The sequence below is a fragment of the Paenibacillus stellifer genome, from assembly GCF_000758685.1.
In the GTDB taxonomy this organism is placed as follows: domain Bacteria; phylum Bacillota; class Bacilli; order Paenibacillales; family Paenibacillaceae; genus Paenibacillus_AQ; species Paenibacillus_AQ stellifer.
Genome location: NZ_CP009286.1, coordinates 694,550 through 710,101, shown reverse-complemented (window position 1 = coordinate 710,101; position 15,552 = coordinate 694,550). Strand labels below are relative to the sequence as shown.

Sequence of the window (15,552 nt, the reverse complement as noted above, 5' to 3'; positions counted from 1 at the left end):
AAGGATAACGGTCTATTTCTTGAGGCCTGCCTTATAAGCCGCCGCCCTTAAAAGCGGCTATTGCGCGGGGAGTCGTGTTGGAGCACGGCTCTCTTTGCCATTGTACGTTAATTCTGAGCTTATTATACCACACTTTGAATTCAAATCTATCCTAAAAAGAGTTATGCCGCCCGGCTCACTGGGCACATGCTCTCCGTGCGCATGCTTTCCGGGGATTGCCTTCAACCGAGTCGTGTCACTATAACGCGGCAATCCCGGAGGAACTGGCGCGCGTCTTGTCCGACAGCAGAAGCTTCCCGGAGAGTCTCCGGAGGACGATACGCCAGTGTCTCCCACTGGCGGACGAACCGCCCGACGGCCGCACGGAGGCCGGCGTCGTCAATGGGCAGGGACGCGGCATATTCGCGTCCCGTCGCTCCCGGCGGGGGCGGGCCGAAACGGACGGCCAGCGCCCGCCACGCCAGCGCGGCTGTGGGGATCAGCCGCTCCCGCCGCGCACCGCCGCGCGTAAGGCGCAGCAGCGCGAGGCTCCGCCGCCGGCTCCATGCAGCGGCGGCCAGCAGCGCCGCCGCTGCCGGCGCCGAAACGCGGCCGCCCAGAGGCGCCGGGGCGGCCCATAACGGCCCGGCGGCACGCGATGGCGCCGCTTCCCCCGCCGCGCGCGCGGTCACAGCCGCGGCAGAATCCCCGGGCGGCTGCGCGGAGCCGGCCGCCGCTGCCGGCGTCGGGTCGAAGGGCACCCAGCCCGCGCCGGGAAAATACACTTCGACCCAGGCGTGGGCATCCCCTTCGGTCACGGCGTACCGGTGAGCCCCGGGTCCGCCGACCGGCTTGCCCGCCGAATAGCCCTGGACAAAACGCGCCGGAATGCCGACGCTCCGCAGCAGTACAGTCATGGCAGAGGCGAAATGGACGCAGTAGCCCTTCTTCTCCACGAACAGAAAATCATCCACAAAATCCGCCCCGGCCGGCGGCACGCGGGTATCCAGCGAGTAGGGATAAGAGGAGCTCAGATAATCCCGGACCGCAGCTGCGGCGTCGTACCGGTTCGCGGCTCCCTTCGTCAGGCTGACCGCCAGCGTCCCGATCCGTTCCGGCATTCCGGCCGGAAGCTCCAGATCGGCGGACAGCCCGGCGGGATCTTCTCCATTTAGCCGGCGCAGCACGGCAGGATCGTTCTCGGAAAGCACCGATTTCACTGTATAACCGGTTACCCGTGAGGAACCCGCAAGCTCCGGAAGAGAGACTTCGTCTGCTTCGGCTCCCGCCATTACGTAGCTTAGACGGCTTCCGTCCAGCTGCCGGATGTCGGTTACGGAGACGATGTGCCCGGCCGCGAACACCGGAACACCCCCGGACGAAGGATCTGCGAAGACGATGCGCTGGATGAGGAGACGAGGCTCCCCCTGCTGTCCCTTTTCCAATTCTTGCTCTTGACGAACCGCCAAAGCCGCTGGCGTCAGCGGTCCGGCTGCTTCGCCGCCAGGCTTCGTCCAGCCGCGCCCGTTGTAGCGGTCGAGACTTTCTCCGCGCAGGTAGGCGGGCTCCCGGCTCTCGACCGTGAACACGGGCCGTGAGCTGGGCGCAAGCGGCGCGCCAAGCTCGCGGCCTCCTCCATAGCCTGTCGTTCCCTTGATTTCCAGAGCGCGGGTACGCAGTTCGCCAGCGGCCCAGTCCTGAAGCTGCCGGGCCGCCGCTCTCAGTTCGCCGATACCGTCCGCCTGTCCGCCGGGCAGCTCCGTCCCGGCCCAGGCGGCGGCAGCCAGAACCGCACCCAGCATGCAGGCCGACATCCCCCATTTCAGAAAGGGAATGCGTTCCGTCTGCCAAGGCCGGTCAAGCAAGCGGGCCATACCGCCCAAAGCCTGCATGGCCGCGATCAGCGCGGCAGAGCCCATGATATCGAGGGTAGAGGAGAGGCCAAGCCCCCGGTCCAGGATTAGCAGATACAGCAGCGTAACCCCCGTGAACAGCAGCGTGCTGCCCCGGAGAAGGGCCAGATGCTGGACCGATGCGACCAGCAGACACCAGCCCGCAAGAAGCAGCAGCAGCCTGCCGGGATCACCCATCTCGGAGAAGCGGCCCGACAGAAGCAGCAGTGCGTCATGGCCAAGCCCGGCGCCGCGTTCCAGAGCCGGGATGCCTCCTTCAACTGCGCTGCACAGATAAACCCATGACGCGGCGGCAACGGCCACCTTTACGAACGTCATAATCCACGAGCCGGAACGGAACAGCCCGGCCAGCAGCAGTGCTCCGGCTGCCAGCAGCAGCACATCAAGCACCCGATCCTTATCGCTGCCAGCGCTTATGCCGTACAAGGGATGCAGCCATGCGGCGAACAAGCCGAAGAGCGCCAGAGAGAACAGCGCCCGGTACCCTATGGGAGCATCGGATCTCTCGGAGTGCCCGGCCTCCCCGCTGCCGGTAGGCGGCCAGGCCGCCAGTGTGCCGGGAGCGTTCGGCTTCAGACCTGTCTTTCCTTTCGCGCCCTGTACGGAAACGTTCTGTACCGGAACGCCTTGTAACAGAATGCTCTGTTCGGCAAACCACCAAAGAGGGGAGGCGGGAACCGCAGCTTCCTTCCCCGAATCAGCCCCAGCCGAGCTCGGCGCCCGCCGGTGCATTCCGGGATCAGGAGGATGTCTGCCGTCTGAATCGCTCATCGGCATCCGGATTCCCCTCCCCGCGGGCGGAACGAGCTTCGGCTTCCAGACAGATCAGCCCGGCTCCAAGCCTTCCCAGACTGCCGCAGAGCGATTGCTGCGGCTGCGGCTGCGGGAGAGGCCGCAGAGCTTCGGCTGCATCGTTCCGGTGCGGGGCCGCCTCGCCGGACCGCCATGCAGCGGCCCCTCCGGTTTCGTTCGCGGACGCTTCGCTCATGCGCCGGGCGCGGTCCGAACGGCCGGAGACCGGGGCGGCTCCCTCCGAGATGCCGTTAGCGCCTTCTCTGCTTCCCGTCTCCATATCCCAGACGTAATACAGGTCGACACGGATTCCATGGGCAAGCAGACGGGAGATCGCAAGCGCGGCGGCCCGGTCCAGACGTCCGGTTACAACGGCCACGCTCATGCCCGGAATCCACTGCCGGGAGGCGTCCTCCAGAAGATCGGACAGCGAACGAGACCCGTCCGGGGCGATCTCCGCCAGCAGTTCCGGCACCCGGGGAGGCAGCGCTCCAAGCCCTTCATACCTGGCGATCCCGTCCGGCCATCCTCCGGTGAAGAGCTGGACGTAAGATCCGTTCCGTTCGGCAGCAAGCAGCAGTCCAAATACGGCCGAGACGGCCAGTTCGAAAGCCGGCGGCCCGGAAGCGCAGCGGCCGCGCGGCGGCAGACGGTCGGCAGGCGTCTCATAGGAAGAGGGGCGGTTGTCCAGCACCACGCAGAGCATATGGCCCTTCTCCCTCTCCGGAACTCTGAGCTGCATAGCGCCCTTTCGGGCCGAGCTCTTCCAGTCAACCCGGTTCAACGGATCACCCGGCCGGTAATCCCGAACCCCGGTTTCATCCGGACATTCGGAGCTAAGCCGGTTCGCCGGTCCCCGGCTCATCCTTCCCCCCATTGCGGCTGACAGCTTCCCTGTATACAGGGGAGCGGGCAGCACCAGGAAGCTCTGTCCGGCCTCCGGCAGGCATGAACCGCCGAACCAGCCCGGCAGGTCTCCCCAGCCGACCCGGCAGGAGCTGAGCCGCTGTCTGCCACGCGGCAGTCCGTCAAGCCGGTAGGTGTAGCGGAAGCTGCGCCGAAAGCCTGGAAACAGCAGCATCCGGTGATCGCCGCAGGTCCAGCGTTCCTCCACCATCATCCACGGCAGCGGCAGCCGGGAGCGGAAACGGATGCTGACCGTTACTTCAACACTCTCCCCCGCCTGCGGCTTCGGGGGATTCACCGTACGGGTGAGCTCGACTCTTCGCGGACCGGCCACGTGAAGCAGCAGCCCGCCCAGCGTCCCGAGCACGGCGAAGATCAGAAGAAACCTCAGGGCCGAACCGCCCAGCGTTCCGTAGAGGACGCCGATCAGGCCCAGAACCGCCAGCGCCCTTGCCCATTGCACGGGCAGGCTGGGACCGGATGGATTATCGAAGCCGCCCGGCAAATTGGATTTCTTGTTCAATGGCTATCTATCCCTTCCATGGACACTTTTACTTCATAGTGTTCCCATGAACAGGGCAGGACAGACCTTGGAGGCGCCGAAGCAGGGCGCAGCTTATTAGCAGATTGCCGGCCGGCACGCTTCACCAAGACTTCATGATGCCTCGACCCTCCGCTCCTCCGGTGTGGACGAGGCGGACACCGAAGCATAGCCTGCCGTGCCCAGCAGATCGCGCAGCGGCAGCCACAATACATCCCCCCGGAGGGCGACTGATGACGGAACCGTCCGCTCTCCTCCGTCAACCGTCACCGTCAGCCCGCCGCCGGAGGCATCGGCCATAATAGGTCTGCCGCTCAGCAGAACCCGTCCGCAGCGGGCCTGACTGTCCCAGGTCACCTGCCCGCCCAGCCGTTCCACAACAGCGCGCAGCGGCACATAATAGCGTCCGTTCTCCAGGCTGTATTCTCCTGGTTTCAGCGTGAAGCTGGAGCCTGCCGCCTCTACAACCAATGGACGGTCGCCCTTCAGCAGGGCTGCAGTCGGCCCGATATTGGCTGCGACCCAGCTCATCTGCGGCCGGGGGCGTGCGGCCATGGCTTTATTGCCATGCACTTTGAACTGCACCGGATCTTCCTCCGGATCAAGCGTCCGGAATGAATAGCCCGCCGCCTTGTAGGCCTCAATGATCCGGGGCAGCGCCTTGGCGCTCTCCTCATGGCCTGATCCGTCATGGAGCAGCAGCACAACGCGGGACGCTTTCAGGTTCGCGGCCGAGGCTGATACAATATCGGCGGCCGGCACTCCCCTGCGCGCGGAGTCTCCGCTGTCGACCGTCCAATCCGTTACGGTATAGCCCGCTTGCTTCATCAGATTGAAGTAGGTATCATCAAAATGTCCGGCAGTACCGCCGGGAGCCCGCACCAGACGCGGCCGCTCTCCGGTAATCTGCTTCAGGATTTCTTCCGTTTGCTTAATCTGGTTCCAGAAGTGTGTAAATCCGCTGTATAAATCTTTATAATTATGATCATAGGAATGATTGCCGATTACATGTCCCTGCGCCCGGATTTCCCGGATCAGGTCGGGATGGCTCTGCGCTCCGTCGCCCAGCACAAAGAACGTCGCCTTGACGTTCTCCTGCTGCAGAATCCCCAGCACCTGCGGCGTTACCCGGCTCGGACCGTCGTCAAAGGTCAGATAGACGATCTTGCCCGCCGGTTCTGCCTTGACCGCCGGCACAGCTGCCTTGCCGGTTTCCTGAACCGTGCCTGGGCTGGCCGGGGAAGCCTGCTGCTTCTTCACGGAAGCACTGGACAGGTGAACAGAGCTATCGGACTGTCCTCCGGGGCCGTGATCCGTCATGAGCGCCGCTTCATCATCAGACTTGGCCTTGGATGCCGCTTGGTCACCCTGACCGGCAGATTCTGCCTTCTGGTGTCCGATCCGCTCCGCCGTCTCAACTCCGCCGCCCTGTGCGGAACTCTCCCGTGCACCGGAGAGTCCGGTGGTTGCCCCGGCTCCCCAGAAGATGAGGATCAGAGCCGCCGCTGCGGCCGCTGCAGCCGCAAGGAACCGTACAGTCGTGCGGGGGCCGCGCTTTTTCCAAGCCATATTTTCTACCTCCAGCATTCGATTGGCATTTATGCCTGTGCTGGATTATATGAGGACAAGCCGCGAAATAGACATGCCCTCCTACGTGTAAATCAAGGAGTGACCCTAACAAAATGGAAATGCTGAAATGGATACAGGAGCTGTTCGCCCAATACGGATACAATGTGCTGTTCTTCGGGCTGCTGCTTGAATTTATCGCCCTGCCTTTTCCGGGTGAGACGACGATGGCTTTTGCAGGCTATTTGTCATATATGGGCCGGCTTGATTTCATGGTGCTGATTCTGGTCGCCTTCCTGGGAACGACGGTGGGGATGACGATCACCTATTTCATCGGTCTGCGGGCCGGGCTGCCCTTCATTCAGCGGTATGGACGCTGGTTCCTCTTCTCTCCGGCGAAGCTGGAGAAGACGCAGCGCTGGTTCGGGAAGTATGGCAGCCTGCTGATCACCATCGGCTATTTTATCCCCGGCGTCCGCCACTTCACCGGCTATTTCTCCGGAATTATCGCAATTCCGTTCCGGAAGTTCGCTCTGTACGCATACTCGGGAGCCCTCGTCTGGGTGATCCTGTTCCTGGCAATCGGCAAGCTGTTCGGCCCCCAGTGGACGGTTATCTTTCACATGCTGGAATCCTACGCTCCGTGGATCGCCCTGTCAGCTATCCTGCTGGCGGTGCTGATCGTGATCTACCGGCTCCGGACCAGTTACAAATCCCGGCTGCTCACCGGTGCTGCCCCGGCCGGTAAAGCTCCGGAGGAGCCTTGAGCTTCCGGCTCTTCCCGCTCCTGATCCAGGCGTAGGCGCCAAGGAACAGGGCGATGCCCGCAAAGCAAACCCCGCCCGTGAAGCCCAGCGTCCTCGGCTCCACCCTTTCCAGCAGCCAGCCGGCCAGCAGCATGGACAGGCCGAGAAGCGTGTTGCCGCCTGCCGCCAGCGTACCGAATACGGAGGGCTGCCAGCGGGCGGGCGTCTCCCGCATCAGCAGCGTGTCCAGCGAAGCGTTGCTGATGCCGGATGCCAGCGAGAGAAGCACATACAGCCCGCAGACGGCGATGAAGCTGCCTGACATGCTGATTCCCGCCAGCACCAGCCCCTCGATCAGCAGACCGCCGAGCGCCGCCGCCAGCAAATTCCCCTTCAGCCTCCGGCTCGCCCAGAAGCTGAGCGTCAGCCCCGCCCCGAGCGATGCATAGAACGCGCCTACTCCGGCATCCCCTTTATGAAAAACCTCGATCGCATAGACGCTAATCAGCACATTATCCAGCCCGCTTACCATCGATACCATGATTTCATATCCGATCAGCACCTGCAGAACGACGCTTCCGGCCAGCAGCGCGGTCAGGCCTTTCCGCCGGGTCAGCCCCCCCGTCCCGCTACCCGATGCTTGGCGGAGACCCGATTCCGTTGAGTCATCATCTCCTGCTTCCTCTGGGAACGAAATACCGGAAATAATGACAGCCGCTCCCAGAAAAGAAAGCGCGTTGAGCACAAAGGCCGTGTCCGGACCGAACCAGTAAGAGACGAGCCCTCCCGTCAATGCGCCCAACACCAGCACACAGCCCGTCATGAGCTGTTCCATCGCATTCACCCGCTGCAGGGTCCCCGGCCTTGCCAGCAGGGGAATCGCCGACTTGCGGACCGGAGCGTAGACCGCTTCGCCTACGGCCAGCATGAAGCTGCCGGCGTACAGCAGCCACAGCATCCCTTTCCCGTCCACAAGCAGGAAGGACAGGGCGAAGGGAACGCGCGCCAGATCGGTTGCAATCAGGATTCGCCTTCGGGACAGCCTTCCGCCAAGAAAGCCGCCAAGCGGAGCGAAGAGCAGATTAGGCAGAAGCGACAGCCCAAGCGATAGGCCAACGGCCATGCCCGACCCGGTCAGCTTAAGCACAAGAGACAGCATGGCTACCTGGCTGAAGCGGGCCCCGATTCCGTTGATCAGACCGGCGGCGAACAGCCGGTAGTAGCCGTTTTGTCCAGCGCTGCGGATCATGGTTAAATTCATCGTAAATTCCTCGCATTCTAATTAAATAATAATCTAATTAGATGTTAATTAAATCAGTTTGTTTTGGCAACCCTTTATTTTTTTGACGGATGGACTCCCGGACAACTCAAGCAAGGATAACGCCTGACAGCGTCATTTGAGCGCCGAGCTTATTCCCGGAAACATGAAGCAGCCTATTAAAAGCGCAAAGCTTATCCATATGAGTGCAAAAAGGACCCGACCCGGCTGAAACCAGCCACGGACGAGTCCTTCGGACCCCGTTATTAGTTAACCCGCTATTATTTTTTCGATGCGGAAGCTGCCTGCTCTTCGGCCTTCAGAAAATCCGGCGCCGGGGAAGTCTTGCGAATGAATACAGCCAGCACGAGTGCAATGACGGTTACCCATGTAGCCACGACGAACGCATGTGTAATGCCGTGAATCATCGCTTCCTGCGAGAACTTGGCGAATGCCAGCTTGTCGGTCTGCGACACCTGGCCGCTCATGACGGCATCGGTGATTTCGCTCTTGGTGTGGTTGGTCATGAGGCTGACGAACAGCGCCATGCCGAGCGCGCCGGCGACGGTACGGAGCGTATTGGACATCGCCGTTCCGTGCGAGTTCAAGCGCTGCGGCAGCTGATTCAGACCAGCCGTCGTAATCGGCATCATCAGCATCGACATGCCGAACATGCGGGCTGTGTAAGTCAGGATCAGATGCAGATAGGTGGTCGAATCGGTCAGGCGGCTGAACTCCCATGTTGTGATAACGGTAATGATCAGTCCGATAATGGACAGCCATCTGGCGCCGATCTTGTCAAAGATAATGCCGGTGATCGGGGACATAATGCCCATCAGAATCGCGCCCGGCAGCAGCATCAGACCGGATTCCATCGGCGTAAAGCCGCGGATGTTCTGCAAATACAACGGCAGCAGAATCATGCCGGAATACATGGCCATCGTTACGATGATGTTAATGACAGTCGTTAAAGAATACATGTTGTAGCGGAAAATCCGGAATTCCAGCATCGGCTTCTTGGCGACGAGTTCGCGCCATACAAGCAGGATCAGGCCGGCCGCGCCGACAATCAGCGAGACGAGAACAGTGTTGCTGCCCCAGCCGTCGGTTCCCGCTTCACTGAAGCCGTACAGCAGGCCGCCGAAGCCGAGCGTCGAGAAGACAATCCCCATTTTATCCAGCTTGGGCGAGGTCTTCACCGTCACATTCTGCATGAATTTCATGCCGAGCAGCGTTGCAAAGATGGCCAGCGGAAGCACGATGTAGAACAGCACCCGCCAGGAGTAATTCTGCACAACCCAGCCGGAGAGCGTCGGGCCTACAGCCGGAGCGAAGATCATGGCAACCGCCATGAGGCCCATCGCCTTGCCCCGCTCTTCGATCGGGAAGATCATCAGGAAGACGATATTCATAAGCGGCATCAGGATACCGGCGCCACCAGCCTGGATAACCCGGCCGACCATAATCATTTCAAATCCGGTTCCCAAAGCGCAGACAAGCGTACCTAGTGAAAAAAGAACCATCGCCGTTATAAACAGCGCACGCGTCGTAAACTTCTCGACCAGATAGGCGCTGACCGGAATCAACACGCCATTCACCAGCATAAAGCCGGTTGTCAGCCACTGGGCCTTGCTGGCCTCAATGTCCAGACTCTTCATCATTTGCGGCAGAGCCACGTTCATCAGCGTCTGGTTGAGCAGCGCGACAAAGGCGCCGATCAGCAGCGCCGCGATAATCGGGCCTCTGCGAATGTTCTTTGCCGCCGCAGCGGCATTCGCGGTTATTGTACTCATAATTCTTCTGTTTCTCTCCCTTGTTCCAAAATTTCCAGTATGCGGCCATGTATTCGAAGCAGCTCCTGCGAATCCTCAATCGGAATTTCCGCCAGCGGAAGCAGATGCTTTCTGAGGGCCTCTCTGCTGTTCTCCACAATCTCCCGCCCTTTGGCCGTCAGGGCAACCCGGAATATGCGCCGATCCTCCTCGGAGCGCTGCCTGGTTATGAGATCCGCCTTCACCATCCGGTCCACCAGACCGCTTACCGAGCTGTTGCCCAGATAGAGCCGGTCCGCAAGCTCGGACACCGAAAGTTCCGGGCAGCGCTCCAGCTTTCGCAGCACCAATAGCTGGGTTGGGGTGATGTCGAGCTGCTCCGCATCTTTCCACAATAACTGTTGAACAGCATGATTGATGCGCCGGAAAGAGGATACGATTTCGTCAAGCTGTTCCCTTCTCTCCATCAATTGACCAGCCTCCATCTGTATTAAATCCATATATTTCGCATACGAAATATTTTACTAGCTAATAAATGTATCGTCAATGCATTGCTGAAAATTTCTGAAACTTACCTGTTTATTGTTCATTCTTGGCATTTGCGGCTTCAGCCCATGCCCCATACACGGCCGTAACAGCTTGTAAAAAAGCCCAAACCGATACTAACTGGTTGAGCTGATTTTAATGAACAGGTTGAGGAAGATAGCAGATTATTCCACCAATCGGGAACATTTTGTTCCCAGCAAAAATATGAGTTCCATATTCTTATGTAATTTTATATGCCAATGAGGAATGGGAGATCGAGCCGATTGCGGCGCTGATACATAGTTTCAAGAATTGGACAGTCGTTTGTTTAGCGAAAATCCGATGGGTACAATAGAATTTACAAGCCGGCTGGGACAAGGCCCCCTATCGTTCGAGCCAGGATCAAACTGGCAATATGGAACGTCGGCAGATGTACTCGGCGCAATTGTAGAATCAGTCAGCGGCATGCGATACGGGCAATTTTTGAACAAGGAATTATTTGAGCCTTTGGAGATGCATGATACCGGTTTTTGGCTGCCTGAGGAAAAAAGAGCGCATCTGGCGAAAACCTGCCAGGATGACGGTAATGGCGGCTTGAAGCTGTACACGGGAAATCATCTTGGCGTTAATCATCAGATGGATCGGGACCCCGCGTTCGAATCGGGGGGCGCAGGCCTTGCATCCACTATTGATGATGCCGCCAAATTTACAACGATGCTGCTGAATCAAGGCGCCTTGAAAGGTCATCGACTGCTGAAACCTAGAACGGTTCAAGCAAAAAGGCTTTGAAGCATGGCATAGCTTGTGTGGCCACGGCTACGGGAACCAAATGCGTATCATGACCGATCCCGGGAAAGCCTGATTCATTGGAAGCAAAGGCGAATACGGCTGGGATGGCTGGTTAGGGGCTTCTAACAGTCCCCAGGACGGTCTGACCTTATTATTTATGGTTCAAAAGAAAGATGCCGGTACAATGGCGATTACGCGCAAGTTACGCAATATCGTGTTTAGCAATCTATAACTAGGAGAAAAAAACAATACCACGCATGATACCTGCATGCGTGGTATTGGTGTGCGGCAGCCTCTGCATCTTGAGCGAGGGTCGCCTCTTCGAAAGGGCCGGTTTGATAATGTTTTTCAGGTTATTCTTAATTCATCCTGAAGGCCGATACCGCAGGTTTGGCCGTATCAACCGCGCTCTCTTTCTTGCCGGTCAGCCCGCCAGACTCGCCCGCTCCGCGTCCCCCTTGAGGACCGGAGGAAGGCGGCTGGTGTTCCTGAACGGCGCCCAGATCTCTGGCAATCGACATCATGAGCTTGATCCGGTTCGTCTGGTTCACCACGCTGACCCCCGCGTCGTAGTCGATGGCCGCAATGTTGGCTGCCGGGTACAGCTCCTTGAGCCCCTTGATCGTCCCGCGCCCGGTGATATGGTTCGGCAGACAGGCGAAGGGCTGGATGCACACGATATTTGGCGTTCCATGATCTAGCAGATCCATCATTTCGGCGGTCAGGAACCAGCCTTCGCCCATCTGATTGCCTACCGACACAAGCCGCTCGGCCTTCTCGGCCAGGCGGTAGATGTTCTTGTCCCTGTGGGCGAGGCCCAATGTCTCCAGCGCAGCCGTCACCGGCTTGCGGTACAACTCCAGATAGGAGATGAGCATCGGATTGATGACGCCGAGCTTGCGGCTCTTGCCGAACTGCTCGGCCCGGTAGATCGGATTGTAGATGCAGTAGAAGATAAAATCCATAAAATCGGGCATTACCGCTTCTCCGCCCTCAGACTCGATCAGCTCGATAATCCTGTTGTTGGCATCCGGGTGGAATTTGATCAGAATTTCACCGACAATTCCTACACGCGGTTTCACCGCTCCCGTGACGGGAAGCTGCCCGAACTCTGCGGCGATCTCGCGGCAGAGCCGCTTGTATTCGCGGACGGAGAAGGACGACAGACTGTCCTTGCACCGCTCCATCCCCCACCGGAACAGCGCCTCGGCGCTTCCCGGAACGCTCTCGTAAGGCCGGTAATGGTTCACAAGACGCATTAACAGATCGCCGTAGCAGGCAGCGGCGAACATCCGGTTGATCATTTTGAAGCCGAGTTTGAAGCCCGGCTGGCTCTCCAGCCCGGAGGCGTTCAGCGACAGCACGGGAATCTGGCCGAGACCCGCATCCTTCAGCGCCTTGCGGAGCAGGGAAATATAATTGGTCGCCCGGCATCCTCCACCGGTCTGCGACATGACGACAGCCGTCCGGTCCGGATCGTAGTCGCCGCTCTGCAGCGCCGACAGAACCTGGCCGATCGTTACGATCGCCGGATAGCAGGCGTCGTTGTTGACATATTTCAGCCCTTCCTCCGTCGTCTCGGGACCGGATTTCTCCAGCACCTTGAACCGGTAACCGAAATCCTGGAACACCCGTTCCAGCAGCTCGAAGTGGATGGGGGACATCTGCGGAGCCAGAATCGTGTAGGCCGATTTCATGTCCTTCGTGAACGTCGTCCGCTTCTCCTCCGCTCTCGCCGGAGGTGGTGGCGTCATTTCCCGTTTATCCCGCTCCCGCATAGCCGCGAGCAGTGACCGGAGGCGGATTCGGGCCGCTCCCAGATTGCTGATTTCGTCAATCTTGATCATGGTATAGACTTTGCCCGACCGCTCCAGGATGTCCTGAACCGCGTCGCCGGTAATGGCATCGATACCGCAGCCGAAGGAGGTGAGCTGAACCAGCTCCAGATCAGGCCGCTCCGTAGCGAGCCGTGCCGCCCGGTAAATGCGGGCATGGTAGGTCCACTGGTTGACGATATTAATATCACTCTCGCCCTTGGCCAGGTGGCAGACCGAATCCTCGGTCAATACGGCAAGCCCCATGCCGGTGATCAGCTCGGCGATGCCGTGATTGATCTCGGGATCGGCATGATACGGGTGACCGCACAGCAGGATGCCCTTCCCGCCGGTCTCTCTGAGCAGCGAGAGCGCCTCCTCTCCCTTGCGCCGCAGGTCGTTCTTGGCCGCCTCGGCTTCCGCAAGCCCGGCTTTCACGGCGGAGGCAATTTCCTCCCTTGGAATTTCCGGAAATGCCCGGGCCAGCCCTTTGGTCAGCGCCGACACGTCGTCAAAGTTCAGGAACGGGCTGACCAGCGGAATGTCCTTCTCCTTCAGACCGTCCATATTGTTGCGGATGACCTCCGGATACGAAGCGACGACCGGACAATTGAAATGATTGTCCGCCGTCTCATCCTCCTTCTTCTCATAGACGACGGCGGGATAGAAAATGAAATCCACGCCCATTCCCAGAAGGCTTTGAACATGCCCGTGCACCATTTTGGCCGGATAGCAGACCGCTTCGGACGGAATCGTGTCCATTCCGCTCTCGAACAGCTTCTTGTCGGACTTCGGCGACAGCACAACCTTGTAGCGAAGCGCCGTAAAGAACGCATGCCAGAACGGATAATTCTCGAACAGGTTCATCGCCCGCGGAATGCCGACGGAGCCGCGCACAGCCTCGGCTTCCTCCAGAGGCTGGTAGTCAAAGAACCGGTTGTATTTGTATTCCATGAGGTTTGGCAGCGTGTTCTTCTCCCGCTTGCCTCCGGCGCCGCGCTCGCAGCGGTTGCCGGTCACATGGAAGCTGCGGTCAGGGAAGCGGCTGATCGTCAGCGGGCAGTTATTCCCGCATCGGCCGCACCGGCCCTGCGTCACCTCGAAGGTGAAGCTCTCCAGTTCATCTGGGCCGAGCAAGCGGCTTGCTCCGCTCTCAGGAGCATGCTCGCGGGCCAACAGGGCGCAGCCGTACGCTCCCATAACGCCGGCGATGTCCGGACGGATGACGGTTCTGCCCGTGAGCTGCTCAAAGGCGCGGAGCACAGCTTCGTTATAGAAGGTGCCGCCCTGAACGATGATATGCTTGCCCAGCTCATCGAATCTGCGGATTTTGATAACCTTCTGAAGGGCGTTCTTGATAACGGAATAGGCGAGTCCCGCCGACAGTTCGGCCAGGGAGGCGCCTTCCTTCTGCGCCTGCTTGACCTTGGAATTCATGAAGACGGTGCAGCGGGAACCCAGGTTCACGGGCTTCTCCGCCTGCAGCGCCGCCTGCGCGAACTCGGCTACACCAAGGCCGAGCGCCGAGGCGAAGCTCTCCAGGAACGAGCCGCAGCCCGCCGAGCAGGCTTCATTCAGCATGAGGCTGTCGATGACGCCTCCGCGAATTTTGATGCATTTCATATCCTGCCCGCCGATATCCAGGATGAAATCGACCTCGGGCATGAATTTGGCGGCCGCCTTGTAATGGGCGACCGTCTCCACCTCGCCGCCGTCGGTTCGAAGCGCCGCCTTGATCAGCCCCTCGCCGTATCCGGTCGCGTAAGCGCCGGCAATGCTGCAGCCCTCCGGCAGCAGCCGGTAAATGTCCTTAAGCGCATCGCTTACCGATTTCAGCGGATTTCCCTGATTGCTTCCGTAGTAGGTATGCAGAATTTCATCCTGCTCTCCGGTCAGCACCAGCTTGGTCGTCGTTGACCCGGCGTCGATGCCGAGATAGCAGCGGCCCCGGTAGGAGGACAATTCTCCGCGCTTGGCAGCGGCCTTCCCATGCCGTGCCCGAAACTCTTCAAGATCTCCCGCGCTCTCGAACAGACGAGGCAGATCGCCGCCTTCCGAGCGTTCCGACGTGAAGTCAACGGCCGCAATCCGCTCCCGCCATTCTGCCAGCGGCAAAACGGCATCGTCTCCGGCAGACAGCGCAGAGCCGATCGCGACAAAATACTGCGACCGTTCCGGGAACAGAATATCCTCTTCGGCCAGCTCCAGCGTTTCCGCGAATCTCGCGCGAAGCTGGGAGAGGTAGGTCAGCGGGCCGCCGAGAAAAGCAACCTTGCCGCGAATTTTGCGGCCGCAGGCCAGTCCCGCAATCGTCTGGTTCACGATGCTCTGGAAGATCGAGGCCGCTACGTCCTCGCGGCGGGCCCCTTCGTTCAGCAGCGGCTGAACGTCGCTCTTGGCGAATACCCCGCAGCGGGAAGCGATCGGATAGATCCGCGTGTGAGACTTCGCCAGCTCGTCAAGACCGGAAGGATCGGTCTGAAGCAGCGCCGCCATCTGGTCGATGAACGCACCCGTCCCTCCCGCGCAGGCGTTGTTCATCCGCTGCTCCACGCCGCCGGTCAAATAAATGATCTTGGCGTCCTCTCCTCCGAGCTCAATCGCCGTATCGCAGGAGGGCAGCAGCTCGCCGATCGCCTTCGTGCAGGCGACAACCTCTTGAACAAAGGGAACATCCGCCAGCCTCGACAGGGACAGTCCTGATGATCCGCTTACCGAAAGCGCAGCCCTCTCTCCGGGGAACAAGCCTATGACCTGCCCCAGCAGAGACAGGACTGCATTTTTAATATCACTGTAATGTCTTACATAATGTTCGTGGACGATCTTTGACCCTTCCATCACAACCAGTTTCGCCGTGGTGGATCCAACGTCCAGTCCGATGCTAAGCACCATCACGCCATCACCATGCCTTATGGTAAATTCACCTATATAGGAAATTTATCACATAAGGG

The 15,552-nt window shown here is 59.7% G+C and carries 9 protein-coding genes; 2 read left to right on the top strand and 7 right to left on the bottom strand.

Going from position 1 to position 15,552, the window contains the following annotated elements:
* Positions 1-221: 221 nt before the first annotated feature.
* From PSTEL_RS03390 to PSTEL_RS03380, 3 genes are all read right to left on the bottom strand, one after another.
* Complete coding sequence (locus tag PSTEL_RS03390) at positions 222-2,669, bottom strand: transglutaminase-like domain-containing protein (RefSeq protein ID WP_084064653.1); 2,448 nt, start codon at positions 2,667-2,669, stop codon at positions 222-224.
* Positions 2,632-4,113 carry a DUF58 domain-containing protein gene (locus tag PSTEL_RS25980; RefSeq protein ID WP_052098168.1) on the bottom strand — a complete coding sequence of 494 codons (1,482 nt, stop codon included), beginning with the start codon at positions 4,111-4,113 and terminating at the stop codon, positions 2,632-2,634. Before PSTEL_RS25980 ends, PSTEL_RS03390 begins: the two co-directional genes overlap by 38 nt.
* A gap of 132 nt (positions 4,114-4,245) precedes the next feature.
* Positions 4,246-5,700 (bottom strand): polysaccharide deacetylase family protein, encoded by a 1,455-nt coding sequence (locus PSTEL_RS03380; protein ID WP_052098167.1) that lies wholly within the window; start codon positions 5,698-5,700, stop codon positions 4,246-4,248.
* A gap of 113 nt (positions 5,701-5,813) precedes the next feature.
* On the opposite strand from PSTEL_RS03380, the gene PSTEL_RS03375 reads away from it, so the two are divergent.
* On the top strand, positions 5,814-6,464 hold the full coding sequence (locus PSTEL_RS03375) for a DedA family protein (protein ID WP_038693491.1): 651 nt from the start codon (positions 5,814-5,816) through the stop codon (positions 6,462-6,464).
* Here the strand turns inward: PSTEL_RS03375 and PSTEL_RS03370 are convergent.
* The 3 genes from PSTEL_RS03370 to PSTEL_RS03360 form a co-directional block, all read right to left on the bottom strand.
* A complete protein-coding gene (locus PSTEL_RS03370) occupies positions 6,421-7,704 on the bottom strand; it encodes an MFS transporter (protein ID WP_052098166.1) in 1,284 nt (427 codons plus the stop codon). The two genes, PSTEL_RS03375 and PSTEL_RS03370, sit on opposite strands and share 44 nt — an antisense overlap.
* Positions 7,705-7,982: 278 nt before the next feature.
* Positions 7,983-9,494, bottom strand: coding sequence for a DHA2 family efflux MFS transporter permease subunit (locus PSTEL_RS03365; RefSeq protein ID WP_038693489.1), 1,512 nt, complete (start codon positions 9,492-9,494; stop codon positions 7,983-7,985).
* A complete protein-coding gene (locus PSTEL_RS03360; RefSeq protein WP_084064645.1) occupies positions 9,491-9,973 on the bottom strand; it encodes a MarR family winged helix-turn-helix transcriptional regulator in 483 nt (160 codons plus the stop codon). The genes PSTEL_RS03365 and PSTEL_RS03360 overlap by 4 nt, the downstream gene beginning before the upstream one ends.
* A 337-nt stretch (positions 9,974-10,310) precedes the next feature.
* Here PSTEL_RS03360 and PSTEL_RS26670 point away from each other — a divergent pair, with 337 nt between their 5' ends.
* Positions 10,311-10,787: a serine hydrolase domain-containing protein gene (locus PSTEL_RS26670; protein ID WP_245625062.1), complete on the top strand. Its 477-nt coding sequence runs from the start codon at positions 10,311-10,313 to the stop codon at positions 10,785-10,787.
* Positions 10,788-11,146: 359 nt separating this feature from the next.
* On the opposite strand, the gene PSTEL_RS03350 is transcribed toward PSTEL_RS26670, so the two are convergent.
* A complete protein-coding gene (locus PSTEL_RS03350; RefSeq protein WP_169744528.1) occupies positions 11,147-15,493 on the bottom strand; it encodes a 2-hydroxyacyl-CoA dehydratase in 4,347 nt (1,448 codons plus the stop codon).
* Positions 15,494-15,552 lie beyond the last annotated feature (59 nt).

Bases quoted from the DNA above. Each gene is read 5' to 3' on its own strand.
- PSTEL_RS03390 (WP_084064653.1), bottom strand. From the start codon at position 2,669: ATGCCGATGAGCGATTCAGACGGCAGACATCCTCCTGATCCCGGAATG.
- PSTEL_RS03380 (WP_052098167.1), bottom strand. From the start codon at position 5,700: ATGGCTTGGAAAAAGCGCGGCCCCCGCACGACTGTACGGTTCCTTGCG.
- PSTEL_RS03375 (WP_038693491.1), top strand. From the start codon at position 5,814: ATGGAAATGCTGAAATGGATACAGGAGCTGTTCGCCCAATACGGATAC.
- PSTEL_RS03370 (WP_052098166.1), bottom strand. From the start codon at position 7,704: ATGAATTTAACCATGATCCGCAGCGCTGGACAAAACGGCTACTACCGG.
- PSTEL_RS03365 (WP_038693489.1), bottom strand. From the start codon at position 9,494: ATGAGTACAATAACCGCGAATGCCGCTGCGGCGGCAAAGAACATTCGC.
- PSTEL_RS03360 (WP_084064645.1), bottom strand. From the start codon at position 9,973: ATGGATTTAATACAGATGGAGGCTGGTCAATTGATGGAGAGAAGGGAA.
- PSTEL_RS03350 (WP_169744528.1), bottom strand. From the start codon at position 15,493: ATGGTGCTTAGCATCGGACTGGACGTTGGATCCACCACGGCGAAACTG.